The organism is Allobosea sp. 10L422, from assembly GCF_056395345.1.
This window is the reverse complement of sequence record NZ_JBFTJI010000001.1, coordinates 828708-854763: the sequence shown is the minus strand read 5'-3', so window position 1 is coordinate 854763 and position 26056 is coordinate 828708. Positions and strand designations below refer to the sequence as shown.

Here is a 26056-nt window from a genome sequence, read left to right as displayed (position 1 = left end):
TCGTTCTTGGATCGGCTTGGCGTTCGACTTGGCGCGGCGCCCCGTCGCCACCAGGTGCGAAAGGGTGATCGCGCCCTGCCTTCGCAGGGCGTTTCAGGAAGCAGCGTGCTCTGTCAGCGAACCGGCGGGGCGTATTGCAGGCCGCCCTTCGACCAGAGGTTGTTGGCGCCGCGCGGAATGCCCAGCGGCGACGCCGGCCCGAGATATTTCTCGTAGCTCTCGCCGTAGTTTCCGACCTGCTTGACGATCCGGTAGGCCCAGTCCTTCGTCAGCCCGAGGCCGTCGCCGAGATTGCCCTCGACGCCGAGGAAGCGCTTGATCTCCGGATTGGCCGATTTGAGCTGATCGTCGACATTGCCCGAGGTCAGGCCGAGCTCCTCGGCATTGACCATCGCGTAATGCGTCCAGCGGACGATATTGGCCCAGGCTTCGTCGCCGCGACGGACGGCCGGTCCAAGCGGCTCCTTCGAGATGAGCTCCGGCAGGATCACGAAATCCTGTCCGTTGGCGATTTTCAGCCGGTAGGCGTAGAGCGCCGATGCATCGGTGGTGAAGACGTCGCAGCGGCCGGCCTCAAACGCCTTGATGGCCTCATCGCCCGAGGCGAAGCTCACTGGCTCGTACTTCAGCCCGTTCTTCTGGAAGAAATCGGCGATGTTCAGTTCGGTCGTCGTGCCGCCCTGGACGCAGACGGTCGCGCCGCCCAAATCCTTCGCGGATTTGATGCCCAGCGACTTTTTGACCATCAGCGCCTGGCCGTCGAAATAGGTGATCGCCGAGAAGGACAGGCCGAGCGTCGTGTCGCGCGATAGCGACCAGGTGGTCTGGCGCGAGAGCACATCGACCTCGCCGGATTGCACGACCGCGAAGCGATCCTTGGGGTTGAGCGAGATGTACTTGACCTTGCCGGCATCGTTCAGGACCGCCGCCGCGATGGCACGGCAGAGATCAACATCGAGCCCGCCCCACTGGCCTTGCCCATTCGGCAGCGAGAAGCCGGGAACGCCCGGGCTCGTCCCGCAGATCAGCTCGCCGCGCTCCTTGACCTTCTCGAGCGTCCCGGCCTGAGCCGCCGCAGCCGATACCAAGGCAGCCGCTACCCCAAGAACAACATGCAGTGCCTTCATTCTCTCCTCCCGAACATTTTAAAAAGGCCATAAGACTAGCCTATTGTCACCCTATCGCTCCGTCAACTGGGCGGCCAATGCCGAATCCGAAGGATACACCCCCGGAGCGCGGTGGGTTCAGGAGATATAAGTTTCGATTTTAGTGGGATTCCCCGGCTTTCTGCCTTTGTGCGACACCGCCGCTGCGCTCGACAGGAAAGATCGTGGTTGATATAGGCCATAAAGCTGACTTAATAGATCGATGCCGATCGAGCCGAGAGCATGCAATGGGCGACATGACACTTCACTGGTCTCCTCGATCGCCGTTCGTACGAAAGGTGATGGTGGCCGCGCATGAGCTGGGCCTCACCGATCGACTGACGCTGCGACGCACGGTCGTCCAGATGACGAGGCCGAACCCGGATCTGCTGCCCGACAATCCGCTGAGCAAGATCCCGACGCTGGTCCTGGCCGATGGTTCGGTCCTGATCGATTCCGGCCTGATCTGCGAGTATCTCGATTCCCTGGCCGGTGGCGGCGTCATCATTCCCGCCAAGGGGCCGGAGCGCTGGAGCGAGCTCAGCCGACACGCGCTCGCAACCGGGCTTCTCGACCTGCTCATCCTCTGGCGCAACGAGCGCAACAAGCCTGCCGAGCGGCAGACGGAGGAGTGGCTGTCGAGCTTCGCCACCAAGGCTGCGGCCTCTCTCGCGCGCTTCGAGAGTGAGGCCGGGCCGATCGCGCCGGGACCGCTGCAGCTCTCCGGCATCGCGCTCGGCTGCTGCCTGTCCTATCTCGACTTTCGCTACGCGGATTTCGATTGGCGGGCGGGTCATCCTAGGCTTGCGCAATGGCATGGAGCCTTCCGCCAGCGCCCGTCGGCCGTCGCCACCGAGGTCAGGGACGATGGCTGAAACCCGGCGCCAGGGCCCTCTCAGCCATGTCCGCGTCCTCGATCTCAGCCGGATCATGGCCGGGCCATGGGCGACCCAGATCCTGGCCGATCTCGGCGCCGACGTCATCAAGGTCGAGCGGCCGGGAGCCGGCGACGACACGCGCTCCTGGGGTCCGCCCTTCCTCAAGGACGAGGCCGGAAACCCGACCAGCGAAGCCGGCTATTATCTTTCGGTGAACCGCGGAAAGCGCTCGATTACCGTCGATATCACCAGCCCGAAGGGGCAGGACGTCGTCCGCCGGCTGGCCGCCAAGAGCGACATCGTCGTCGAGAACTACAAGGTCGGGACGCTCAAGCGTTACGGCCTCGACTACGAAGCACTCAAGACGATCAATCCGCGCCTGATCTTCGCCTCAGTGACCGGCTTCGGGCAGAGCGGCCCGCGCAAATCCGCTGCGGCCTATGATTTCGCAATCCAGGCCATGGGCGGCCTGATGAGCGTCACCGGCGAACGCGACGGCATGCCCGGCGCCGGGCCGCAGAAGGTCGGCGTTCCCATCGTCGACATCATGACCGGGATGTATACTGCGGTCGGCGTGCTCGCCGCGCTGGTGAGGCGCAACGAGACCGGCAAGGGCGACAATATCGACCTCGCCATGCTGGATGTTCAGACCGGTTTCCTCGCCAACCAGGCGATGAACTGGCTGGTCTCCGGGCGCGCGCCGGTCCGCGGCGGCAATCGCCATCCCAATATCCAGCCACAGGACGTCTTCCCCTGCGCCGATGGCTTCATCGTGCTGGCGGTCGGCAATGACGGGCAGTTCGCCAAGCTCTGCGAGGTATTGGGCGAGCCGCAATGGGCGCGCGACGCGCGCTTCGCCAGCAATCCGACCCGCGTGACCAACCATTCCCTGCTCGATCCGTTGCTGCGTGAGGCCTTTGGCCGTTTCAACCGCGACAGGCTCATCGCCATGCTCGATGCTGCCGGGGTTCCTTGCGCGCCCATCAACACGGTGCCGGAAGTGTTCGACGACCCGCAAGTCAGGCATCGGGGCATGCTACGCCAATTGCCCCACGCGCTGGGTGGCAAGGTCCCGCAGGTCGTCAGCCCGCTGAATTTCGAGAACGAACCCCTCTCGTTCGATCGCCCCCCGCCCTTGCTGGGGGAGCATACCGACGAAATTCTCCGTGACATCGGCCTGGCCGAACAAGCTTGATGGAAGACAGAATGGGGCGCCTCCACCTCCCGGCCGTCGATGAGCTGACGACGGATCAGCGCAAGGTCTATGACGAGGTCGTATCCGGGCCGCGCGGGCGATTGATCGGGCCGCTGCGAGCGGTGATTCACAGCCCGGAACTCGCCACGCGCTGGTCCAGGCTCGGCGAGTTCCTGCGCTATTCGACGCTGTTGCCGGCCAAGCTCAACGAGCTCGCCATCATCGTCGTTGGCCGCCACTGGAACAGCCAGCTCGAATTCCACATCCATGCGGAAGCGGCGAAGGTCGCGGGCCTGGGTGCGGACTGCATCGAGGCCATCCGGCTGGGCCAGGCGCCGGTCTTCGTCGCGGATGAGGAGCGGGAGATCTATGAATATGCCCGCCTGCTCGTGCAGACCGGCACCGTTCCCGACGACGTGCATGAAGCAATCGTCGATCGGTGGGGACCGCGTGGTGCCGTCGAACTCACGGGCGTGATCGGCTACTACACGATGGTGTCGATGACGCTGAATGCACATGGAATCCCGCTGCCGGACGGAGCGGCTCCGCCTCTGCCCGAGCTGCAGGATGGACCGACACGCTTGCCTGCCTCCATACGCGTGGCCGAGGACGCCGGCCGTGACTGAAACAGTTGCTCCTAGATCGCATCGTGCCCCCGGTTGGAAACTTCCGGCCGGGGCCTGCGACTGCCATGCGCATGTCTTCGGGCCCTATGAGCGTTTCCCGGTATCGCACCAGATGCATTATGCGGCGCCCCTGGCGCCGGCGGCAGCGCATCGCGACACGGAGGAGCGCACCGGCCTGACCCATGGCGTCCTCGTCCAGCCCGGCGCCTATGGCGAAGACCCCTCCGCCATCCTCGATGCCTTGGCTGAAGGCGAGGGGAGTCTGCGCGGCATCGCCGCTGCAAGCGAGCGGGTTCCCCAGGTCGACCTCGACGCCTGGCACGCGGCGGGCATCCGCGGCCTGCGCTTCAACGACATGACCGTGCCTGGTGGGACGGGTCCCTTCCCGGGCTCGGTCGGCACCGAACATCTCGAGGCCATGGCTCCCGGTATGCGGCACAGGGGCTGGCATGCGGAAATCTGGGCCGGGATAGACCGGCACGTCGTGAACCTGCCGCTCTACCGCGCCAGCGGCATTCCTATCGTGCTGGACCATATGGCCGGCCTGCAGATCGCGCGCGGGCTGGGCGATCCGTCGTTCCGGGCGATCTTGGACGCACTTCAAGAGGGCTGGCTCTGGATCAAGCTCGTGCTGTGCCGCTGCTCGCAGGATTTTCCGGATTACGCCGATGTCCGGCCGTTCCATGACGCCCTCATCGCGGCAAACCCCGGACGCGTGGTCTGGGGCTCGGACTGGCCACATCTGCGCCTCGCCGAGCGGGCTCCCGATATCGGGCATCTGCTCGATCTCTTCGCGGAATGGGTTCCGGATGCCGAATTGCGGCGCCAGATTCTCATCGACAATCCCCGCGCGCTCTACGGGTTCTGATGCCGGCCCCGGGCCGCGTTCGATACGGAGTTTCAGATGGCCAACGCCCTTGAATGCCTGACGGTCGACGTCAGCGATTTCGTCGCGACGGTGACGATCGACCGCCCTCCGGTCAACGCGCAGAACCGCCAGTTCCGGGAGGAGATCGTCGCCGTCTTCGATGGCCTCAGCGACCGCGCCGACGTGCGGGCGATCGTGCTGACCGGTGCCGGCAAGACCTTCTCGGCAGGCGCCGACCTGAAGGAGCGGCCCGGTCTGGCGGAAGAGCCGGGCGCCTATCCGCGCCATAACCGCCTCGTGCGCGCCTCCTTCGATACGGTGATGGAGTGCGACAAGCCCGTCATCGCCGCAGTCAATGGTGCCGCGATTGGCGCGGGCTGCGTGCTGGCCCTGTGCTGCGACATCATCCTCGTGGCGGAGGAAGGCTTCTTCGCGATGACCGAGGTCGATGTCGGGCTGGCCGGCGGCGTGAGCCATGTCCGCCGGTTCTTCCGAGAATCCGACGCTCGGATGCTGATCTACACGGCGCGGCGTGTGCGTGGCGCCGAGCTCTACCGGATGGGCGTCGCCTCGCATTGCGTGCCGGCGGAGCAGTTGCTCGGGCTGGCACAGGAGATTGCGCGCGAGATCGCATCGAAGAGCCCTTCGGCCGTCCAGGCTGCCAAGCGCTCCTTCAACGTCACCGAGGGTCTCGAACTGCGTGACGGCTATCGCTTCGAGCAGTCGCAGACCGTGGCGCTGGCTTCCTCCGAGGATACGAAGGAGGCGCAGCGCGCCTTCGCCGAAAAGCGCAAGCCGGTCTTCGGAGGCCGCTAGATGGGCACGCCCGAAATCGTAGCGGTCGAGCACGTTTCCGATGGCGTCGCGGTCGTCACGCTGCACCGCCCGGAGCGTCGCAACGCCCTGAACCTCGAGATCAAGACGCGCATTGCCGACGCCGTCCTGACGCTCGAGGCCGACAGTAATGTGCGCGTCATCGTGCTGACCGGCGCTGGCGGCTACTTCATCGCCGGCACGGATATCGCCGAGATGGAGTCGATGAGCCCGGCCCGACATCAGGCGCTTGAAACAGACCGGATGTTCACGGTGCTGCGAAGATGCCCGAAGATCCTGATCGCGGCCGTCGAGGGCTATGCCCTGGGCGGCGGCTGCGAGACGGCCTTGTGCTGCGATATGATCGTCGCCGGTGAAGGCGCGCGTTTCAGCCAGCCGGAAATCCGTGTCGGCATCATGCCCGGCGCAGGCGGGACGCAGCGTCTTCTGCGGACCATCGGCAAATACCGCACCATGAGGCTGGCTCTGACGGGAGAGCCCCTAACCGCGCGAGAGGCTTTCGATGCAGGCTTGCTATCGGAGATCGTGCCCGACGGGAGCGCCCTCGAGCGGGCTCTGACTCTTGCCAGGACCGTAGCTGCGATGCCGCCGCTCTCCGTCCTGGCGATCAAGGAGGTCGTGCAGCTCGGGCAGGACGTACCCCTCGAGACGGCGCTCGCGCTGGAGCGCAAGGCCTTCGTCCAGCTTTTCGACACGCAGGACCAAAAAGAGGGAATGCGTGCCTTTCTGGAAAAACGCCCACCTCAATTCAAGGGAAGCTGAGCGCTAGCGCAGCTTCACATCGAATTTCACGACATCCCCGCGATAGATGCCCTTCGCATCGAGCACCAGCATGCCGTCCTGGTCCAAGGCCTGCCGATGGACGAAGGCGACCGGCGAATCCAGGGAAATCCCGAGCGCCTCGCTGGTCTCGATATCGGCCGTGCCTATGGTCAGCGTTTGGCGCGCATCCATGATCTCGACCCCCTCGACTTCGGAGACCAGGCGCAGGGCCGTCTTCGATTCGAGATCACGCTGGGCCATGCGGTCGCGAAGCCGTTCATCGATATGGAGATCGGCCAGGAGGAAGGGCTGCCCATGCCGCCAATGACGGCGCCGGACATGCCGGTAGGCCGGAGCGAGGGTCCCGATCTGCCCCTCGAAGCCATGGAGGATCGCATCGGGCTCGTCATGGAGAATCTCGATCGTCGCGTCGTAGTTCGGGCGCAGCAGCCCCGACCAGTCGGTGCCGACCTCACACCACAGGTTCTCCGCCGGCCGCCGGCGCACGAACGTTCCCCGCGCCCGGTAGCGTTCGATCAGCTGCTCGTCTTCGAGTAGGTCGAGCGCCTGGCGGATTGTCGCCCGCGCCACCCCGCATTCGGTCGAAAGCTCGTCGACGGTTGGAATCTGCGCGCCGACCTGCCACTGCCCGGCCTCGATCCGGCGCCGAAACAGCGTGGCGAGCTGATGATAGCGGGAAATGCCCGTTCGTTTGAATTCCAACGGCTTCGAAGAAACGCTGCGGACGATCATGCGGCTCCCAATGCGGCCTGAGATATTCGGCAGGGTATCGCAATACCCTGCAGTTGACGAGCCGGGGGCGCGATATTAATCCGATTAACTAGCTTATTGTCCTTTAGATGCTCGCCCCGGCATGACGCTCGCGCCCGGATGGCTGGTCGTCGCTGGCATGCAGGACGGATCATCATGCGGAATATCATCGAGATCTCCGGCCGAAACCTGGACCCGGCAGGGATCGTCCAGGTCGCCCGGTTCGGGGCGCGGGTGGCTCTCGACAGAGAGGCGATGGAACGCATCGTCCGCGCCCGCGAGGTCGTCGACGAGGTTGTCGGCAAGGGCGAGAAAATCTACGGCTTCACCAGCAGCGTCGGAGCCAAGACCGGCACCGTGCTCGCCCTTGAGCGCATTCCCGAATTCAATCGCCGCCTGCTCCTGACCCACAATATGGGGCACGGCCCCCTTGCCGCGCACGAGACGGTGAGGGCGATGATGGTCGTGCTGCTCAACAGCATGGCGACCGGCTATCTCGGCGTCAGGCCGGTGATGGCTGAGATGCTGGTCGATGCGCTGAACACGGATCGCCGGATCGACGTCCACCTCTGGGGCTCGATGGGCCAGAGCGACATGTCGCCCATCGCCGATCTCGCGCTGGAAATTTACAAGGACCATGACTTCGCCGCCGGGGAAGCCCTTGCCCTGCTGAATTCCAGTGCGCTCTCGATCGGTACGGCGGCTCTCGCTTTCCATGATCTCGCGCGCATGCTCGATTTCGCGACGCTTGCCGGCGCGTTCAGCATGGAGGGCTTCGCCGCCAATCCCTCGATCGTTTCGGAAGCCGCACTGAATTCGCGTCCCTTCGACGGCGTGCTACGTCATGGCCGCGCGATCCGAAACTATCTGGCCGGCAGCTACCTGATGCAGCCCGGCGGGCCGCGTCATCTCCAGGATCCGCTGAGTTTCCGCTCGCTGCCGCTTCTTCACGGGAACGCTGCAGACAGCCTCGCTTTTGCAGGCAGGCAACTCGCCATCGAACTGAGCGCGAGCCCGACCAATCCGATCGTGGCGATCGAGCAACGCCAATTGGTCTCGGTCGCCAATTTCGACATGGTCGCGCTGGCGATGGCGCTGGATACCGCCCGGCTCGCCATGGTGCCGGTGGTAACCAGCTCGACCGAACGGCTGGCCAAGCAGGCGGACTCATTCTGGTCGGGCTTGAGCGTCGGCCTGATCGAGGAAGACGGCGTCGGCCTGCCGGGCTTCAACGGCCTCGCGCAGTTTCACAAATCGATCACCTCGGAGGCACGGCTTCTCGGCGCTCCCGTGGTGAGCGAAATCGCGAGCTCCAGTCATTCCAACGGCAATCTCGATCGCGCCAGCATGGCTGGACTTGCAGCCCGCCGTACGGCGGACATGGCCACACTCTGCCGCTCCATCTTCGGCATGGAACTCATGGTGGCGGCGCAAGCCGTCGAGATGCGAAGGGCCAAGCCACTCGGCCTAGCAACTTCTGAGCTCCTTGCGTTCGTCAGACGCGCCGTTCCCTATGCAGGCGCCGGGCAACGCGTGCCTCATGCTGGACAACTGATCGACTACCTCGCTGCAAACGATGCCGAAATCGACCGCCTAATCGGAATGGCCTAACTATCGCAAGGGCATGTCCGCTTTCGGGAATTCAGCCAATATTCGGAAGTGGCGCATTTTGCATGGAAGTGAGGAGGGCAGTTGTGCCCTCCTCAGACATTGGGAAAGCCCAGTTCCGGGCCCGAATAGACGATCTGCTCAAGGTACGACACCAGGGTGAAGCGCCTTCAAATTTCGACATAGGCCAGGGCCCGCAGTGGCAAGGTATCCCGCCCCGAGCTGGACATGCCTAAGGGGAACTACGCGATGCGAGATAGTGATCGATGCTCGCGCGGGTTCCTGATTGCCAGATTCTCTGCAGTGTTCGGCCGAACGCTTCCCGGAAGCGTCGATCGTCCGGCAAGTTTCCATAGATGTCCGGCATCTGCAGCCAGGCTTCCGGTTCGAGGCGTGCTCGTCGTGCTTGGGCGTTGAGCCGCGCCCAACTGGGGTCATTCGGCGCGATGGCTTGTCCGCTTTCTGTTTCGCCAAAGCAGTAGCGGCACCACAGGGCACTCACCAATGTGAGACCGTCAATTGGCCCCCCCGCCTGCAAGGCATCGCGCAGCGTCGGCAGGATAAATTTCGGCTGGCGGTTGGAGCCGTCGAGGCAGAGGCGACGGATGGTGTCACCGATCTTCGGATTGGCGAAGCGCCGTTCGATCGTGCGCTTGTAATCGGCGAGATCGGTATCGGGGACAGGGGGGACGACGGGAATGACTTCGTCGTCGAGAAGTGCGGACAGGAAGCGGGCGATCTGGGCGTCTTGCATCGCATCGTGGACGAAATGGACGTCGAGCAGGCCGGCGGGATAGGCGATCGCTGCGTGGCCGCCGTTGAGGATGCGGATCTTCATCAGCTCGAACGGCGCGACATCGGCGACGAACTGCACGCCGACCTCTTCGAGGCGAGGGCGCCCGGCCGGGAAATTGTCCTCCAGCACCCATTGCCGGAAATCCTCGCAGAAGACCGGGCGGCTGTCGTCGATGCCGAAATCGTCGCGCAGCGCCTTGCGTTCGCGCTCTGACGTCGCCGGCGTGATGCGGTCGACCATACCATTCGGGAAGGCCACGTTCTCGCGGATCCAGCGCGCGCCGTCGGGGGTGACGAGATCGACGAGGCCGGCAACGGCGTCCACAGTGACGTGGCCGTTGCCCGGCAGGTTGTCGCAGGACATCACCGTGAAGGCCGGCAGGCCGGCCGCGCGCCGCCTTAGCAGTCCGGCGGCGATCAGGCCGAAAGCGGTCTTCGGCGAGACAAGGCGATCCGCCGCATCGGCGACGATGTCGGGATGGCCGGGATCGAAAGCCTGCGTCGCCGGGTCGATATAATAGCCGCCTTCAGTCACGGTCAGCGAGACGATGCGCGTGCGGGGATCGACCAGGCGCTCGATGATCACGGCACTGTCGCCGGGGGGCACGAAATCGATCATCGCGCCGGTGACGCGCGCCTGCGAGTGCTGGGCTTCCTGCGTTACCACCGTGGTCAGGAAATCCTGCGCGGCGAGATCGCGGCCCATCTCGGCGTCGCTTTCGCGCACGCCGGTGCCGACGATCGCCCAGTCACGATCAAGTCCGCACTCGAACAATTCGTCGAGATAGGCGGCCTGATGGGCGCGGTGGAAATTGCCGACACCGATATGGACGAGGCCGGGGCTCAACTCGTCTGCATAGTAGCGGGGGACGCGTATGGACGGCCCGAGCTGTCCGAGCGTGGCGCGAGACAGGCGCACCGCCATCTCTCAGCCCTTCCTCGCAGCGCGCAATTGCAGGGCGAGATCGGGGCGGTCGCTGGTGATCTGCGAGATTGGCTGGCCGAGCCAGAAATCGAGTTCGCCCACGGTATTGGGCACCCAGGCGCCGAGCTTGTCGCGGCCGACGATGCCGACGGCGCGATCGACGCTCAGCCGCAGGAGCGACTGCTCGACCGCGACGATGCAGCCGAGATCGACGAAACGCTGCAAGATGCGATCGACGCCGCCGAAAGCCTCGCAGGAGCGGCGGTCCACCGAGGCGAGCCTGCGCATGGCGGGCGCCTTGGCCCTGATGTCCTCGATAACCTCCGGGACGAAGCAGGTCAGCACGATGCGCGACGCCATCTTGCGGGCTTCGACCAGCGCGATGACCTTGTCGACCAGTCCGGGATAGGGATTGCCGAAGGCATCCATCTTCATCTCGATCTCGAGCTCGATCCCAGTCGGACCGAAGATGTCGAGCACCTCCGACAGCGTCGGGATCGTCTCACCGAGCGTGTCGTCAAGCTTCACCTTGGCGATGGCCTCGCGCGAGAGATTCGCGACCGGCCCCTTGTGATCGGTGGTGCGATCGAGCAGCGGGTCATGGATCACCATGATCTCGCCATCGCTGGACAGGTGGACGTCGAGCTCGACCGCGTCGACGCTCAAGGCGCAGACATTGCGGAAGCCGCTCAGGCTATTCTCCGCCCAGATGTTGCGCGCGCCGCGATGACCGATGATCCGCATGTCGATGAGCCCTGCTTGCCTATTGGTCGGTTACTTGCCGCTATCCACCAGCCCCTTCACGAACCAGCGCTGGAGGGCGAGGATGACGAGGGTCGGCGGCAGCATCGTTAGCAAGGCCGCATTCATGAGGAGATGCCACGTCGGCAGCGAGTCGCCCTGCGGCATCAGCTTCTTTAGCCCGATTACTGCATTGGCCATGGCGGGCTCGGTGGTGAGCAGCAGCGGCCAGAGATACTGGTTCCAACCCATCAGGAAGAGGATGATCGCAAGCGCCACGATGTTCGAGCGCGAGAGCGGCAGCAGGATCAGCCGGAAGAACTGCCAGGGCGTCGCGCCGTCGATGCGCGCGGCCTCGCAGAGCTCGTCGGGGATGGTGAGGAAGAACTGGCGGAACAGGAAGGTCGCGGTGGCCGAGGCGATCAGCGGCAGGATCAGGCCCGAATAGGTATTGACGAGGTTCCAGTCGAGGTCGACCAGCGCCCGGATGCCGAGCCAGGAGCCGAGGATGTTGAGCGGCAGGGCGACATTCGCGGCAGATTCGTAGGTTGGCACGATGCGCACCTCGATCGGCAGCATCAGCGACATAAAGATCAGCCAGAAGGCGGTCATCCGGAAGGGGAAGCGGAAATAGCTGACGGCGAAGGCCGCGATGACCGAAACGGCAAGCTTCCCGACGGTGATGCCGGTGGCGATGACGAAGGAGTTGAGCAGCAGCCGGCCGAAATTGGCGCTGCTCAGCACGGTCTGCATGTTCGCGAAGAACTGGCTGCCGGGCAGCCAGGACATCGGCACACGCATGATCTCGGCCTGCGAGAGAGAACCGGTGACGAAGACAAAGTAGATCGGCAGGCAGACGAGCGCGGCCCCTGCGAGCAAGATGAGGTGGCAGATCGCGTCGATGACGGGTGTGCGCTCGTTCATCGCCGCCCTAGACGCTGTAGTTGACGCGGCGCTCCACGAAGTGGAACTGCGTGAAGGTCAGGAAGAGGGCTAGCGCCATCAGCACCACAGATTGCGCGGCGGAGGAGCCGAGATCGAGCGTGACGAAGCCGTCCTGATAGACCTTGTAGACAAGGATCGAGGTAGCGCCGGCCGGGCCGCCGCGCGTGGTCGCGTCGACGATGGCGAAGGTCTCGAACAGCCCGTAGACGAAGTTGATCACGATCAGGAAGAAGAGCGTCGGCGTGATCATCGGCAGCGAGATGCGCAGGAAGCGCTGGATGGGCCCCGCGCCGTCGAGATAGGCGGATTCGAGGATAGACTGGGGCACCGACATCAGCGCCGCGACCAGAAAGATGTAATTGTAGCAGATGTGCTTCCAGGACGCCGCCATGACGATCAGGGCCAGAGCGTGCCAGGAGTTGCGGTTCGGGTCCCAGTCCAACCCCAGGACCTGCAGCATGTGGGCGACGGGGCCGACGCGGGGGTTGAACAAGAAGGCCAGCATGATGCCGGCGATCGCGGGCGCAATCGCATAAGGCAGCAGCAGCACGGTGCGATAGGCGCCGCGGCCGCGCAGGATATGGTTGGAGGCGAAGGCGAGCAGCAGCGCGACCGACAGGGTCAGCGCGCTCTGCATGATTGTGAAGATCAGCGTGACCTGCGCCGACGACCAGTAGACGTTGCTGCGGAAGAGCCGCTCGAAATTCTGGAAGCCGACCCATTGGGTCGTGGCGCCGAACGGGTCCGTCAGCTGGAAAGCCTGGATCAGCGCCCTGATCGAGGGGATGAAGAAGAACAGCAGCAGGATGAAGAGCTGCGGCGCGAGCAACCAGAAGGGCAAGCGCCATTCCTTGAAATGCGCGCGCTTCAGTCCGCTTTCGCCTTGCGCATCGCCGGCGCCCTTCAGGAACAGGTGCCGCAGCGGCGACCGGAGGCGCAGGCCGCCCAAGCCTGCTGCCGTTGGAAGGCCAGGTGCCTTATTTCTTGCCAGCATTGAGCTGCTCGTAGCGGCGCAGCGACTCGTTACCGCGGGAGACCGCATCGTCGAGTGCCTGCTGCACGGGCTTCTTGCCGAGGAATGCCGCCGAAACCTCTTCCATGATGGCGACATTGATCTGGTTGCTGTTGCCGATGCGGAAGCCGAGCGAATTGTCGCTGGGCGTGCCGCGCATCAGCTGCACCACGGCGATCTCGCGCGTCGGGTTCTTTTGGTAGTAGCCCTCAGCCTTTGCAGCTTCGTAAGCCGCGGTCGTGACCGGGACATAGCCCGTCGCCTGGTGCCACCAGACCTGCGTGTCGGTCCTGGCGAGGAAGTCATAGAAGGCGGCGATCGCCTTGTACTTCTCCGGCGTATGGCCCTTGAGGGTCCAGAGAGCGGCGCCGCCGATGACGCTGTTCTTCGGCGTTACGCCCTGCTCGTACGGCAGCTCGGCTGCGCTCCAGTCGAATTTCGCGGCCGCGACGACGGCGGCATGCGAGGCGGTAGAGGCGATGATGGTCGAGCACTCGCCGGAGGTGAAGAGCTGGATCGGGATGATGCCCTGGCCGGCGAGCTGCATGACGCCGGACGATACGAGGCGCTTCATGCGCTCGACGTGGCCGACGAGCTTGCCCTTGTTAAAGACAAAATTGGTGTCGAGCCCGTCCATGCCGTTGCGCTTGGTCGCATACGGGATGTCGTTCACGGCGCTGTAGTTCTCGAGGAAGCTCCACTCGTAGTCGCCGGGGAGCACCATCGCGCATTTTGACACGCCCTTGGCTTTGATTGCGTCGAGCTGCGGTTCCAGCTCCTGCCAGGTCGTGCCGGGCTTGTCGAAGCCGGCGGCTTTGAAGTGGTCACGGTTGTAGAAAAGGATCGGCGTGGAGGAGTTGAACGGCATCGCCTGCAGCTTGCCGTCGATCGCATAGTAGCTGACGACCGGCGCGATGAATTTCGAGGTATCGATCGGATGGCCTTGCTGCGCCATCAGTTCGCTGGTCGGGAGGATGGCGCCGGAATTGACCATGGTCAGGAAGGAGCGCTCGTTCGACTGCACGATCTCGGGCTGGCGCTTGGCGCGATAGGCCGCGATCGTGCCGTTCAGGACCTCGTCATAGGTGCCCTTGGCGATAGCCTTGACGACATAGTCCTTTTGCGAGTCGTTGAACTTCTTGACCAACTCGTCGACCCGCTCGCCAAGCGCGCCACTCATCGCGTGCCAGAACTCTATTTCAGTCGCTGCCTGCACCGAGCTGAGCCCTGCCAAGAGCAGAGCGCCCGCACCCGCCAACGCACCATAGAAAGGTCGCATGCAAAGCCTCCCTCATCAGTTTTTTTGCGAGCATATGCTCTTTGTTGAAGCATATGCTCGCACACTGGCTTCTCATGTCAACTCTTGGCGACAAGCGGACGGCGGTTGCGCGGTGACCGGTGCGCGAGCGGGGAATGGTCGGCCTGGGGAGTGGAGTTAGTCCGCGAGCAGGGCGCGGGCGGTACCCTCGTCGGTAACGAGACCGTTGACGATCTTGCCGGTCAGTGCGGCCCGTAGCGGCGCGACTTTGGCCTGACCCTGGCCGATGCAGATGCGCAGGCGGGCGCTGCCCGGCTCCGGCGGCACGCTGGTGACGCGCAGGTTGGTGCCGCGGTCGAGAAAGCGGCCTTCGGCGTCGAACACCCACCCGGTCACTTCACCAACGGCGCCATGGCGAACCATTTCGAGCAATTCGCTGCGGGTCATGAAGCCGTCCCGATAGAGCACGGCATCTTCCCCGATCTGGCTGATGCCCATCAGCCAGAGATCCGCCTCGCCGGCGATGGCGCGGATACGCCGGATCGACTCGATCTCGACGAGCTGGGCGCGCTCCTCGGGACTCGACACATAAAGTGGCAGCGGCATCGGGAAATGCTGCGCCTTGGTGATCTCGGCGAGCTTGACCAACGTGTCGAAGGGACTGGCCGAGCCATCGGGGGAAATTGTGCCGACCAGCGAAACCAGCCGGTGGAGCGGGCAGGACATCGGGGGGACGCGCTCGATGCTGGCACGCATCGAGCGGCCGGTGCCGAGTGCCATGACCAGCGATTTGCGCGAGCGCAGCCAGCGCTCGATCAGCACGCCGCCGAGCGCGGCGATGCCGGCCGCGCCGGTTTCCGTCGAGCCGTCGGAGGGGGCGACGTCGCAATGCAACAATTCGAAACGGTCGCGCAGCCTGGCGGCGAGATCCATGCAGGTGCTGATCGGATGATTCATACGGAAGCTGATCAGGCCCTCGCTGCGGCAGAGCGAGACGAGGCGCTGGGCCGCCGGGCGCGAAATGTTCAGCGTTTGCGCAATATCGTCCTGCGTGCGCCCTGCAATATAGTAGAGCCAGCCGGCCCGAGCTGCGTCGTCGAGGCGGGTGTTGTCGTTCTCGGCCATCGCGTTCTCAGTGAGGCGCCGGCGCGAGCGCGAGCTCCCGCCAGGATTCGAAAAGGCGATCGGCTCCAGCTGCCAGAAGTGCCTGGCGCTGATCCAGTACGGCGAAATGGCTGCCGGCAGCGAGGCCATAGGCGGTCATCCCCGCCGCTTTCGCCGCGGTCACGCCGCTGACGCTGTCCTCGATCACCAGGCAGCGCTCCGGCGCGACGCCGCGCTCGCTCGCGGCAAGAAGAAAGAGGTCCGGTGCCGGCTTGCCGCGCCGCACGCGCGTCGTGCTGAAGATCCGTCCCTCGAACAGGTCCCAGAGCCCGGTCTGGCGCAGGCAGATCTCGATGCGTTCCTCATCGCTCGACGAAGCCACGCAATAGTCGCCGCCGAAGGCTGCGACGGCATCGCGGACGCCATCGACAGGCTGGAGATCGCTCCGGAAGGCTGCGAAAAGCTGCGCCCGCCAATTCCGCGTAAAGTCAGCCGAGGCCGGGCGGCCGGTCATTCGCTCGTAATCCTCGACAACGGCGCTGGCCGGCCGCCCGAGATAGCGGCGCATGACCATCTCCAGATCATAGCGCGAGTCGAAGGGCGAGAGAATATCGACGAGGGTTCGGCAACTGATGGTTTCGCTGTCGACGAGTACGCCGTCGCAGTCGAGGATGACAAGGTCGAAGGGCGGGAGCGGAGGGGGCATCGGGCAACAGTCAGTTCGAACGAATGCTCACATGAAGAGCATTCGTCCGACCGCCTGTCAAACTCTCCCCCGTTAGCGCAGCGTGCGGTTGACCTCCACGGCGCGCCGCCAGACCGCGTAGCGCTCGGCATAGGCCGCAGCCCTCCCGGGGTGCGGCGTGAAGATAGCGGCTTCGCCAGACGGCCGCGTACAGATCGCTTCCGGGCTTTCGCCGGTGCAGGCAAGGCGGGCCAGGCGCGCAGCCCCGAAGACGGCGCCGGTCTCGGCCTTGTGGTAGCGCTTGAGCGGCAGGTTCAGCACGTCAGAGAGGATAGACAGCCAGGTATCCGAACGTCCCCCGCCTCCGATCACCATGGCTTCCTCGATTGGCGAGGCTTCAGCTTCCAGTGCCTCCTTGCCATCCTTGAAGGCAAAAGCAACGCCCTCCAGCACGGCCTGGGTCATCGCCGTGCGATCAGTCTCGTGGCCGAGGCCGATGAAGCTGCCGCGCATCTGCGGGTCGTTGTGCGGTGTGCGTTCTCCCGACAGATAGGGCGTGAAGAGCATCGGTGCCGGGCGCTGCAACTGCGGGCCGAGTTCCTGCAGCAGCGCCGCCTCTGTTCGCCCGGAGATCGACGCCCACCAGCTCAGGCTGGCGGCAGCCGAGAGATGGACTGACATCTGGTGCCAGCGCTCCGGCAAGGCATGGCAGAAGGCGTGGACGGCGCTGCCGGCGCGGGGTTCGAAACCCGCCGTCGTGCGCCACAAGACGCCGGAGGTGCCAAGGGAAAGGAAGCAGCTACCGGGTGCCACGGCGCCCAGGCCGACAGCTCCGGCGGCGTTGTCACCGCCGCCTCCGGCGAAGCGGGGTGGCGCGTTGAAGCCCAGCTCCCGGCTGAGCTCTGCCCGCATGCGGCCCGCCGGCTGCGACCCTTCGACAAGCTCAGGCATGAAGCTGCAATCGAGCTCGGTCGCGGCCAGCATCCGGTCCGACCAGTCGCGGCGGCCGACATCAAGCCAGAGCGTTCCGGACGCATCGGACATGTCCTCGATCGCGTCACCGGTCAGCGCGAGCCGCAGATAGGCCTTCGGCAAGAGAATCCGGCGGGTTCGCCGGAAGATGTCGGGCTCGTGCCTGCGCACCCATAGAAGCTTGGGCGCGGTGAAGCCGGGCATGGCGATATTGCCGGTGATGACGCGGGAATCAGGCTCCCTCGCTTCGAGCTCCGCGCATTCCGCCGCGGCGCGGCCATCGTTCCAAAGAATGCATGGGCGCAGTGGCTCATCATGCTTATCCAGCAGAACCGCGCCGTGCATCTGTCCGGAGAGGCCGATGCCGGCGCAGCGGCGAAAGGCTTCGGGAGCAGCGCCCTTCAGGCTGCGCAGCGCATCCAGCGTCGCGGCGATCCAGTCCGCGGGATTCTGCTCCGACCAGAGCGGGAAGCGGCGAGCGACGGCAAGCTCTCGCGTCGCCGTGGCGAGCACGTGCTGCCGGTCATCGACCAGCACTGCCTTGACGGATGACGTTCCGAGATCGATGCCGATGAAGGTCACAACAAGGCCTGCGGTTCAGCGATGTTCTTCAGGCAAGCGGCCCGGATAGATCATGCTCTTCACCATACCGGCCTCGTTGGCGGCGTGGCGGCGAAACGCGGCAGGCCCCTCGGCGAGGGGGAAGCGATGGCTGACAACGGCATCGACATCGACCTTGCCGAGCGCCACCAGTTCGATTGCCCGCGGATAGACATGGCCCATTCGGCGCGAGAATTTGATGTTGAGACCGCGCCTGCGCGCTTCTGCGGCGGGGATCACATAGCTGTCGCCGTCGGGAATGCCGACCAGGACGACGCGACCGCCGATGCGGGCGGCGCGGATCGCGTCGCGAAAGCCCTCGGGCGCATTGGTAGCCTCGATGACCAGCGGCAGGCCTTCCCCCTTCGTCCATTCGGCGATGTCGGCGACGCTGGCGCCAGCCCTGCTCGCGCCGAGCTTGAGCGCCAGCTCGCGGCGGTGCGGCTGCGGATCACAGGCAAGGATCTCGCCGACCCCGGCCGTGCGCAGCACCTGCAGGATCAGGAGGCCGATCGGGCCGCAGCCGATCAGCGCCACGCGTTCCAGTAGACGCGGCTTGGCAAGATCCACCGCATGGATCGCGACGCCGAGCGGCTCGAGCATCACCGCATCGCTCGGCGAGAAGGCCTCGGGAACCGCGACGATCTGCGATTTCGGCACCCAGATCCGCTCCGTCATCGCCCCGTCATGCGGCGGGGCCCCGATGAAGACGACGTCGGGACAGAGATTGGGATGCCCGCTCCGGCAATGCTCGCAATGGCCGCAGGCCTGGTTGGGATCGACGGCCACCAGGGCGCCGCGCGGCAGGCCGAGTTCCGGCAAATCCTCGGTCAGCCAGCCGCTGAATTCATGGCCGGGGACGAAGGGCGTCGCAATCACAGCCGAACCGATGCCGCCATCCTTGTAGTAGTGCAGGTCACTGCCGCAGAGGCCGACCGCCGCCACGTCGAGCAGGGTCTCGCCCGGCGCTCTCTCGCGGAGATTGAACGGCGCGACACGCGCATCGCCTGCGGCGTGAAGGAAGACGGCACGGGACATGGGTGGTCGCCACTCGCTATGCGGATAATCTTATGCAAATGTATTTTGTGATTTACATTGGTTTGCGTCAAGCGTGATACCGCCCGGGCCCTGTGCGTTGTCGGCGCGTGCGAAAGCGATGTAAGCCAGCTTCGAAGACCTCGCTCACCATTGTCGACCGCTTCATAGGCGGCTCCCATCGCATCAGGACACCGCCATGCCGGAGGAACCGCAGACGCAAGTTCGAGCCGCCTGGCTCTATTACATGGAAGGGCTGACCCAGGCGGAAATCGCGGACCGACTGAAGATGACCCGCCTGCGCGTCAACCGGCTCCTGGTCGAGGCGCGCAGCAGCGGGCTCGTCAACATCACCATCAACTCCCGGCTGGAAAGCTGCGTCCGGCTTGAACGCGCGCTGATGGCGGAATTCGGCCTGACAGACGCGATCGTCGTGCCCAGCCCCGCCGATCCCGGCCAGATCGCAATGCAGATCGGCAAGGCCGCCGGAGAGTTCGTCTCGCGGGTCATCGAGGAGAAGCCCACCGGCATCTTCGGCGTCGGCTGGGGCGGAACCCTCAGGGAAACCATCCGGCATATCCGTCCCGGGCAATATCGCGATCTCGCGGTGACCTCGATGATGGGCGGGCTGACCTATGGCATCGAGATCAACACCTTCGAGATCGCCAGCCATTTCGCCCGGCTTTGGCAGGCGCAATGCCATTATCTGGCTGCGCCGATTTACGCTGGGGCCCCGCAATCGCGCGACATCATCTTGGCGCAGGACGTGTTCGAGGCGGCCTTCGCCCGGATCCGAGCGACCGATGTTGCGATCCTCAGCGCCGGCGATCTCAGCGCGCGATCCTTGCTGGTGCGCTACGGGCTACCGGGCGATGTCCGGGTCGCGGAACTGGCGGAAGCTGGCGCCGTCGGCGACATGCTCGGTCAGTTCATCGATCGCAGCGGCCAGGCTGTCGCGCATCCCATCAACCGCCGGGCCATCGCCTTGCCGCTCCAAGCCCTCCGCCGGATACCGACCGTGATCCTGGCCTCCGGCGGGGCCAACAAGGCGGAGGTCATTGCGGCCACACTGCGCGGGAAGCTCGCTTCCGTGCTGATCACGGACGAGGATGCGGCGGCCGCCGTGCTCGAGGCCCCGGCCACCGTGTGACCGCTAAGCCTCAGGCGCTACGGATTGCCTGCAGCAATTCGGCGTGAATCAGGCCGTTGGTGACGATCTTCTCCAGATCTTCGTCGCGCGAATCCTGGTCATAGACCGTCGTCACCCGGCCACCCGCCGCCCGCACCAGGGGCATCGCAGCGGCATGCGAGACGATGTCGGCCTTGAGGCCGATGAAGGCGTCGAGCCGGCCGGCTGCGACCAGCGACATTTCCAACCCACCGGAGACGATGACCCGCACGCCCCGGCACAGGCCGGCGAGGCGGCGGATGACGTCGCTCGTCCGGTTCGCCTCCTCGGCAGAGTAATGCGAGGTCAGGCAGATCGAGACGACGGCATCGCTCAGGCGCGCCGTGGCGGAAACGCGCGCCGGCCGGCCGTCGACCGTCGCGATGCCGCCCTCAGTGAAGCGCGCGGAGAGCCCGGCGAGCGGCGCATGGGTCAGGCCGAGGACCGTGCGGCCCTGCTCCTGATAGGCCATGGTGACCGAAAACCAGGGCAGGCCGGACGCGTAGTTCACCGTGCCATCGAGCGGGTCGATGATCCAGCGCGGCGCCTGTTCCGAACCGGAGAAGCCGGCCTCTTCGGAGAGGATCGCCGCCTCCGGCGTCAGCGCGCGCAGGCCGTCGATGACGAGACGCTCTGAGGCGAGGTCGGCCGCCGTGACCACGTCATTCAATTCCTTGCGGGTGACGCCGAGCTCGGCGCCCTGCATCTGCACGAGAACCTCGCCGGCCCGGCGGGCGAGAGCATCGGCCTGGCCGAGTAGAGCGAGAAGGCGTGGCTCGGTCATGGGGCAGGCACCGTTTGCGGCTTTCCGGGATAGGCGGGATCGAGCACGAAATCCCGGCGCGGTCCATAGTCGCCGATCTGCTGGAGATGGCTGACCAGGCCGAGGCCGGGCTTCCAGACATGGAGGGCCAGCGCCGGCGGCTCCATCACGAATTTGTTTTCCGTGCCGGGCCTGAGATCGAGCGCGACCTGATGGGCGGTGCCCGGCACGACATAGCCGATGGTGCCGGCGAAGCGCAGCTGGATCGGCCGGTGGTAATGGCCGCAGAGCACGCGCTCGATCTCGGGATGATCGGCGATCAGCTTGGCGAAGCCCGGCGAGACCTTGCAAGGCATGATGTCCATGCCGTCGACGCCGACTGAGAAGGGCGGATGGTGCATGAAGATCACCGTCGGCTTGCTCTGTCCCTGTGCGAGCTGCTCGGCGAGCCAGGCCTCGCGCGCGGCGCAGATCTCGCCGCCGTCCTCGCCCGCGACGACGGTGTCGAGCCCGATTAGCCGCACGGGAAAATCGTCGATGACGTAATGCAGGAAGCCCGCTTGCGGCAGGTACGAGTGATCGGGACGCAATTCCGCGGCGAAGGTGTCGCGGCGGTCATGATTGCCGGGGATGACGTAGACCGGCATCGGCAGGCGGCGGAGCGCGGCGCGGACGATGCCGTATTCCTCGGGCAGGCCGCAATCGGAGAGATCCCCGGTGACCAGCACGCAGTCGGGCTGCGGCTCCAGCTTCAGGACCTGGTCCACAGCCCGTTCGATCGCCGGGTTGGTCTCGACAATGCCATAGGCGGGATTGCCATGAGGGCGGGCATGGAAGTCGCTGAGCTGGGCAATGATCATCGGGAAACGTCCGGCGGTCGGGAAAAGGGAAACCGCCCGGTCATGACAGGACCGGGCGGCGAGGGGCGGGCGGCGCAGCGCGGCCGATTACTTCATCAGGGCTTCGGTCTCGGAGACGATGCGCTCGATGCCGGCCTTGGGCTGGATCTCGCCGCGCATCACGCCGGCGACGACTTCGCGCTGCTGGCGCCAGATGCGCACCGAGTTGCCGCCCGGATAGCCTTCCCACGGCGCGGCGCGAGAGACCTGGCCGTTGATCGTGCGGAAGTTGGCGTTCTCCTTGTAGAACGGGCCGAGGAAGGCATCCTCGCCGGCGCGCAGATTGGTCGGCATGTAGCCGGCGGTCTCGACGACGATCTTCTGGGCCTCCGGCCCGGTGACGAACTTGATGAACTCCCAGGCCGCCTTCTGCTTGGCGGCGTCCTTGGCGGTGATCAGCGCGGCGTTGCCGCCGGTCGGCAGCCTGCCCTTGGCCTTGTCGTCGACCGGAAAGAGGGCGGTCTTCAGCGTGAAGCGGTCGCCGATCAGGTCGGTGACCTGACGCAGGCGGGCGGGCGTGTCGAAGAAGATCCCGATCTTGCCGGCGATGAACTGCTGGCGCGACTGGTCCCAGTCGATCAGCGGCATGCCGCCTTCGGTGACGAAGCTGCGCAGCAGCGACAGCGTCTTCTCGCCAACCTCGCCGCCGAAGGCGACCTTCTTGCCGTCTGCGGACAGCATGGAATGGCCGCCCTGGAGGATCACGCCGCGCCAGAGCCAGTCATCCGGCCAGTCATGGATGTTGTAGGCCATGCCGGCGGTGTCGCCGTTGCGGATCTTCTTGGCGAGCGCGACGGTGTCGGCCCAGTTGTCCGGCATCTTGTCGGGGTCGCCGCCGGCCTTCTTCACCAGCTCGGCGTTGAAATACATCAGCGGCGTCGAGGCGTTGAAGGCAAGGCCCGCCTGCTTGCCAGCGACCTGACCGAGCGAGAGCAGGGCGTCGGAATAGTTGGCCTTGCGCCAGGCCTCCGGCTCGGCCTTCAGCAGAGGGCCGAGATCGACGAGCTGCTTGCGCTTGTCGAGGGTTTCGACGAGCTCGGTCAGTAGATGGAAGCCGGAATAGTAGACGTCCGGCAACTGGTTGGTGACGGACTGGCGTAGCATCGCCTGATGGCCTTCGTCATAGCTCGCTGCGGGCGCCCGGAAGTTGATCTTGATGTCCGGGTGCTTCTTCATGAATTCCGCGGCGATCGGCTCGTGAAACTTGGCGAAAGCGGGGAAAGCGTAGAGCACGTCGAGCGTGACTTGCTCGGCCCTGGCCGCCGTCGAGGCGAGAAGGGTCAATGCCGCCGCGGCAAGGACTTTGCCGAGAGGTTTCATGGGTGATCTCCTTGGCAGGACAGCGGGGGCTGTCCGGGGTTGCGTTGCTTCAGGCCTGAACTCTTGGGGGGCGGGCGGCTCGGCAGCCGGCTACTTCACCCCGGTCATGGTGATGCCGTCGATGAACCGGCGCCTTGCGACGAGGAAGGCGATGACGAGCGGCGCCGTGAGGATCGTCGCGGCGGCCGTCAGCGCCCCATAGTTTGATCCGGTCTCGGCATCGGCGAAGAACATCATGCCCAGCGGTGGCGGTGCGAGCTTGGCGTCGGAGATGACGATCAGCGGCCAGTAAAGGTCGTTCCAGTGCGCCACCGCCGAGAAGACCGAGAAGGCGGCGATGGCCGGCCAGGCGCTCGGCGTGACGATCCGCCAGACGATCTCGAACTCGCTCATGCCGTCGAGCCGGGCGGCGTTGATGATGTCGTCGGGAAAGCTGCGGAAGAACTGGCGGAACAGGAAGATGGCGAAGACCGAGAGGAAGAACGGCACCATCATCGAGAAATAGGTGTTGAGCAGCCCGAGCTGAGCGAGTGCGATGTAGAGCGGCATCGCCGGCACCTGCACGGGGATGCACAGGCCGAGCAGAACCAGCACGAAGAGGGCGTTGCGGCCGGGGAAGTTCAGCTTCGCCAGCGCATAGGCGCAGGGTATGGCGACGAGCAGCTGGACGATCAGGATGCCGCCGCAGAGGATGAAACCATTCAGCGCAAAGCGCAGCAGCGGTGCTTTCTCCAGCGCGAAACCGTAGTTCTGCAGGCCGTAGAACTGCTTCGGCCAGAGCGAGATCTCGGCGCTGAAGATCTCGGCCGGCGGCTTGATCGAGGTCACGAGCATCCAGATGAAGGGTGCCAGCATGAAGACCGCCCCGGCGATCAAGACGGCATGGATCAGCGCGAGCGAGAGGAAGCGGCGCAGCACCGAATGGACGGGCGTGACCGAGGCGGCGGGGAGCGCGAGATCGGTCATCAATAGTGCACCTTCTTGTCGAGGGCGAAGGTCTGCACGGCCGAGAAGACGAGGATGAAGGCGAGGAAGATGAAGGTCAGCGCCGCGGCATAGCCGGTGTGGAAGTACTGAAAACCCTCGAGATAGATGTTGTAGAGCAGCACCTCGGTGGAGCCGACAGGGCCTCCGCGTGTCATCACCGCCACTGTATCGAAGATCTTGAAGGCCGTGATCATCGTGGTGACCAGCACGAACATCGTCGTTGGCCCGAGCAGCGGCCAGGTGATGGTCAGGAAGCGGTCGATGCCGCTGGAGCAGCCGTCGATATCGGCAGCTTCGTAGAGATCGCGCGGGATCGCGGTGAGCCCGGCGAGAAACAGGATCATGTTGAAGCCGATCAGCTGCCAGATGCCGATCACGGCCAGCGTCGCCAGCGCGGTCGAAGGCTCGCTGAGGAAGGCTATGGGGCCGATGCCCAGCCATTTCAGCAGGCCGTTGACCGGACCGAGCGAGGGATGGAGCAGGAACTGCCAGACCGTCGCCATGGCGATCAGCGTCGAGGTCACGGGCAGGAAATAGACCACTTCGTAGAAGGAACGCGTGCGCCCACGCCGATGCGCGAGCACCGCGATCAGCAGCGCGCCGAACACGCCGCCGGGCACGACGATCGCGACATAGAGCAGCGTGTTGACGAGCGAGCGCCGGATGATCGGATCGGCCAGCGCCTTCTGGAAATTGGCGAGGCCGACCCAGTCCATGTCGACGCCGCCGAACTCGTAGTTGGTCAGGCTGAGCCAGAGCAGGACGGCGAGCGGCAGCAGGATCGTCAGCAGGAGCAGGATGAAGGCCGGCAGGGCAAAACCGAGCCCGGTGACACGCTCGATCCAGAGCCGGCGGCGCGCGACGGGGGCAAAATCGGTTGGGGATGCGAGGGCGAGCGTCATGCTCAGGCCCTCAGCGGCACGACGGAGCCGGTGGCAGCGCCCGGGCCGCGCGGCTCGATACGCTCGCCATCGGCGGCGAAGACGTGGGCTGCGGCCTCGTCGAAGCCAAGCGTGACTTCGGCAGCCTCGTTGACGCCGGCCGCTGCGGCCGGTGTCGCGCGCATCGTCACGCCTGCGGCGTCGCGCCCGGCGAGGTCGAAATGCAGGATGTATTCGGAGCCGAGATTCTCCTTGCGCCGCAGGCGGGCCGAGAACCAGGCTCGTCCGCTGCCGCCGGGCTCGCCATGAACCAGCGAGAGCGCCTCGGAGCGGATGCCGAGCGTCGCGGCCTGCCCTTGCGCCAGCGGAACGGCGAGCGCCAAGGGCCGGCCGAAGAGCTCGAGGCGGCCGCCATGCGCGACCGTTGCCGGCAGCAGGTTGATCGCCGGGCTGCCAATGAACTGCGCGACCTTGAGCGAGGCCGGCTTCTCGTAGAGCTGCGAGGGCGTGCCGAGTTGCAGCACGGAGCCTGAATCCATCATCGCCACGCGGTCGGACATCGTCATCGCCTCGACCTGATCGTGCGTGACATAGATGAAGGTCGCGCCCAGGCGCTTGTGCAGCTCGGCCAGCTCGGTGCGCATATGGACGCGCAGCTTGGCGTCGAGATTCGAGAGCGGCTCGTCCATCAGGAAGACGTCGGGATTGCGCACCATGGCGCGCCCGAGCGCGACGCGCTGGCGCTGCCCGCCGGAAAGCTGGGCCGGCTTGCGGGCGAGCAGGTGTTCGAGCTGGAGCTGCGCGGCGACCGCGCCGACATCGGCCTCGATGCCGCGCATCACGCTGCGGCGCTGGGGGGAGAGCTGCCGCAGCAGCGGCAGGCGCTGCCAAAGCTTGAGCCGCGACATCGTCAGCGGCAGCGCGATGTTCGCGCCGACGCTCATATGCGGATAGAGCGCATAGGACTGGAACACCATGGCGACGCGCCGCTCATGCGGGCGCAGATGATCGACGCGACTGCCGCCGATCGCGACGCTGCCGCGGTCGTGATGTTCAAGCCCGGCGATGATCCGGATCAGCGTCGATTTCCCGCAGCCGGACGGGCCGACCAGAGTCAGGAATTCGCCATCGGCGATGTCGAGATCGACGCCGTCCAGAACCTTCGTCGGTCCGAAGGACTTGGCGATCGAGGAGAGTGCGACCTTGGCCATGGCGTTCGCCTTTCTGTGGCCCTCTGGGCTCGTCGTTGGGCGTGTCTTGGTTGGGCGTGTCTTGCCGT

The 26056-nt window shown here is 65.3% G+C and carries 25 protein-coding genes; 8 read left to right on the top strand and 17 right to left on the bottom strand.

Translation table 11 applies throughout. The annotated features are described in order from the left end of the window. Positions 1 to 113: 113 nt before the first annotated feature. A complete protein-coding gene (locus AC1DEZ_RS04035) occupies positions 114 to 1127 on the bottom strand; it encodes an amino acid ABC transporter substrate-binding protein (RefSeq protein ID WP_476778729.1) in 1014 nt (337 codons plus the stop codon). A 266-nt stretch (positions 1128 to 1393) separates the two neighbouring features. On the opposite strand from AC1DEZ_RS04035, the gene AC1DEZ_RS04030 reads away from it, so the two are divergent. The 6 genes from AC1DEZ_RS04030 to AC1DEZ_RS04005 are packed head-to-tail and all read left to right on the top strand — an operon-like array spanning position 1394 to position 6308. Beyond that, the gene (locus AC1DEZ_RS04030; protein WP_476778728.1) at positions 1394 to 2020 is read left to right on the top strand and encodes a glutathione S-transferase family protein; all 627 of its coding nucleotides are present in this window, start codon (positions 1394 to 1396) and stop codon (positions 2018 to 2020) included. Continuing rightward, entirely contained in the window at positions 2013 to 3218 is a 1206-nt protein-coding gene (locus tag AC1DEZ_RS04025) for a CaiB/BaiF CoA transferase family protein (protein ID WP_476778727.1), read from the top strand. The genes AC1DEZ_RS04030 and AC1DEZ_RS04025 overlap by 8 nt, the downstream gene beginning before the upstream one ends. An 11-nt stretch (positions 3219 to 3229) precedes the next feature. Beyond that, on the top strand, positions 3230 to 3844 hold the full coding sequence (locus tag AC1DEZ_RS04020; RefSeq protein WP_476778726.1) for a carboxymuconolactone decarboxylase family protein: 615 nt from the start codon (positions 3230 to 3232) through the stop codon (positions 3842 to 3844). Then, positions 3837 to 4712 carry an amidohydrolase family protein gene (locus AC1DEZ_RS04015; RefSeq protein ID WP_476778725.1) on the top strand — a complete coding sequence of 292 codons (876 nt, stop codon included), beginning with the start codon at positions 3837 to 3839 and terminating at the stop codon, positions 4710 to 4712. Before AC1DEZ_RS04020 ends, AC1DEZ_RS04015 begins: the two co-directional genes overlap by 8 nt. 36 nt (positions 4713 to 4748) lie before the next feature. After that, positions 4749 to 5528: an enoyl-CoA hydratase/isomerase family protein gene (locus tag AC1DEZ_RS04010; RefSeq protein WP_476778724.1), complete on the top strand. Its 780-nt coding sequence runs from the start codon at positions 4749 to 4751 to the stop codon at positions 5526 to 5528. Then, on the top strand, positions 5529 to 6308 hold the full coding sequence (locus AC1DEZ_RS04005; protein WP_476778723.1) for an enoyl-CoA hydratase-related protein: 780 nt from the start codon (positions 5529 to 5531) through the stop codon (positions 6306 to 6308). A 3-nt stretch (positions 6309 to 6311) separates the two neighbouring features. Here the strand turns inward: AC1DEZ_RS04005 and AC1DEZ_RS04000 are convergent, their stop codons facing one another. Further along, positions 6312 to 7061, bottom strand: a complete 750-nt coding sequence (locus tag AC1DEZ_RS04000) for a GntR family transcriptional regulator (protein WP_476778722.1) — start codon at positions 7059 to 7061, stop codon at positions 6312 to 6314. Positions 7062 to 7235: 174 nt separating this feature from the next. On the opposite strand from AC1DEZ_RS04000, the gene AC1DEZ_RS03995 reads away from it, so the two are divergent. Further along, the gene (locus tag AC1DEZ_RS03995; RefSeq protein WP_476778721.1) at positions 7236 to 8690 is read left to right on the top strand and encodes an aromatic amino acid lyase; all 1455 of its coding nucleotides are present in this window, start codon (positions 7236 to 7238) and stop codon (positions 8688 to 8690) included. Between the two features lie 229 nt (positions 8691 to 8919). On the opposite strand, the gene AC1DEZ_RS03990 is transcribed toward AC1DEZ_RS03995, so the two are convergent. From AC1DEZ_RS03990 to AC1DEZ_RS03950, 9 genes are all read right to left on the bottom strand, one after another. Continuing rightward, positions 8920 to 10407: a mannitol dehydrogenase family protein gene (locus AC1DEZ_RS03990; protein WP_476778720.1), complete on the bottom strand. Its 1488-nt coding sequence runs from the start codon at positions 10405 to 10407 to the stop codon at positions 8920 to 8922. A 3-nt stretch (positions 10408 to 10410) separates the two neighbouring features. Further along, on the bottom strand, positions 10411 to 11151 hold the full coding sequence (locus tag AC1DEZ_RS03985; RefSeq protein ID WP_476778719.1) for a glycerophosphodiester phosphodiesterase family protein: 741 nt from the start codon (positions 11149 to 11151) through the stop codon (positions 10411 to 10413). Between the two features lie 30 nt (positions 11152 to 11181). Next, positions 11182 to 12072, bottom strand: coding sequence for an ABC transporter permease subunit (locus tag AC1DEZ_RS03980; protein WP_476778718.1), 891 nt, complete (start codon positions 12070 to 12072; stop codon positions 11182 to 11184). Positions 12073 to 12079: 7 nt separating this feature from the next. After that, complete coding sequence (locus AC1DEZ_RS03975) at positions 12080 to 13087, bottom strand: ABC transporter permease subunit (RefSeq protein ID WP_476778717.1); 1008 nt, start codon at positions 13085 to 13087, stop codon at positions 12080 to 12082. Further along, positions 13071 to 14384: an extracellular solute-binding protein gene (locus AC1DEZ_RS03970; RefSeq protein ID WP_476778716.1), complete on the bottom strand. Its 1314-nt coding sequence runs from the start codon at positions 14382 to 14384 to the stop codon at positions 13071 to 13073. The genes AC1DEZ_RS03975 and AC1DEZ_RS03970 overlap by 17 nt, the downstream gene beginning before the upstream one ends. A 156-nt stretch (positions 14385 to 14540) precedes the next feature. Next, positions 14541 to 15488, bottom strand: a complete 948-nt coding sequence (locus tag AC1DEZ_RS03965; RefSeq protein ID WP_476778715.1) for a sugar-binding transcriptional regulator — start codon at positions 15486 to 15488, stop codon at positions 14541 to 14543. A gap of 7 nt (positions 15489 to 15495) precedes the next feature. After that, positions 15496 to 16173 carry an HAD family hydrolase gene (locus AC1DEZ_RS03960; protein ID WP_476778714.1) on the bottom strand — a complete coding sequence of 226 codons (678 nt, stop codon included), beginning with the start codon at positions 16171 to 16173 and terminating at the stop codon, positions 15496 to 15498. Positions 16174 to 16245: 72 nt separating this feature from the next. Then, on the bottom strand, positions 16246 to 17706 hold the full coding sequence (gene xylB, locus AC1DEZ_RS03955; RefSeq protein ID WP_476778713.1) for a xylulokinase: 1461 nt from the start codon (positions 17704 to 17706) through the stop codon (positions 16246 to 16248). A 15-nt stretch (positions 17707 to 17721) separates the two neighbouring features. Beyond that, positions 17722 to 18762 (bottom strand): zinc-dependent alcohol dehydrogenase, encoded by a 1041-nt coding sequence (locus tag AC1DEZ_RS03950; RefSeq protein WP_476778712.1) that lies wholly within the window; start codon positions 18760 to 18762, stop codon positions 17722 to 17724. A 196-nt stretch (positions 18763 to 18958) separates the two neighbouring features. Here AC1DEZ_RS03950 and AC1DEZ_RS03945 point away from each other — a divergent pair, with 196 nt between their 5' ends. Beyond that, positions 18959 to 19909, top strand: coding sequence for a sugar-binding transcriptional regulator (locus AC1DEZ_RS03945; RefSeq protein WP_476778711.1), 951 nt, complete (start codon positions 18959 to 18961; stop codon positions 19907 to 19909). Positions 19910 to 19919: 10 nt separating this feature from the next. Here the strand turns inward: AC1DEZ_RS03945 and AC1DEZ_RS03940 are convergent, their stop codons facing one another. The 6 genes from AC1DEZ_RS03940 to AC1DEZ_RS03915 form a co-directional block, all read right to left on the bottom strand. Next, on the bottom strand, positions 19920 to 20711 hold the full coding sequence (locus AC1DEZ_RS03940; protein WP_476778710.1) for an inositol monophosphatase family protein: 792 nt from the start codon (positions 20709 to 20711) through the stop codon (positions 19920 to 19922). Beyond that, positions 20708 to 21550 carry a phosphodiesterase gene (locus AC1DEZ_RS03935; protein WP_476778709.1) on the bottom strand — a complete coding sequence of 281 codons (843 nt, stop codon included), beginning with the start codon at positions 21548 to 21550 and terminating at the stop codon, positions 20708 to 20710. The genes AC1DEZ_RS03940 and AC1DEZ_RS03935 overlap by 4 nt, the downstream gene beginning before the upstream one ends. An 87-nt stretch (positions 21551 to 21637) precedes the next feature. Continuing rightward, positions 21638 to 22909, bottom strand: coding sequence for an extracellular solute-binding protein (locus tag AC1DEZ_RS03930; RefSeq protein WP_476778708.1), 1272 nt, complete (start codon positions 22907 to 22909; stop codon positions 21638 to 21640). Positions 22910 to 22999: 90 nt separating this feature from the next. Next, positions 23000 to 23875, bottom strand: coding sequence for a carbohydrate ABC transporter permease (locus AC1DEZ_RS03925; protein ID WP_476778707.1), 876 nt, complete (start codon positions 23873 to 23875; stop codon positions 23000 to 23002). Then, positions 23875 to 24798: a carbohydrate ABC transporter permease gene (locus tag AC1DEZ_RS03920; RefSeq protein WP_476778706.1), complete on the bottom strand. Its 924-nt coding sequence runs from the start codon at positions 24796 to 24798 to the stop codon at positions 23875 to 23877. Before AC1DEZ_RS03920 ends, AC1DEZ_RS03925 begins: the two co-directional genes overlap by 1 nt. Before the next feature lie 2 nt (positions 24799 to 24800). Continuing rightward, positions 24801 to 25988 carry an ABC transporter ATP-binding protein gene (locus AC1DEZ_RS03915; RefSeq protein ID WP_441512789.1) on the bottom strand — a complete coding sequence of 396 codons (1188 nt, stop codon included), beginning with the start codon at positions 25986 to 25988 and terminating at the stop codon, positions 24801 to 24803. Positions 25989 to 26056: the final 68 nt, after the last annotated feature.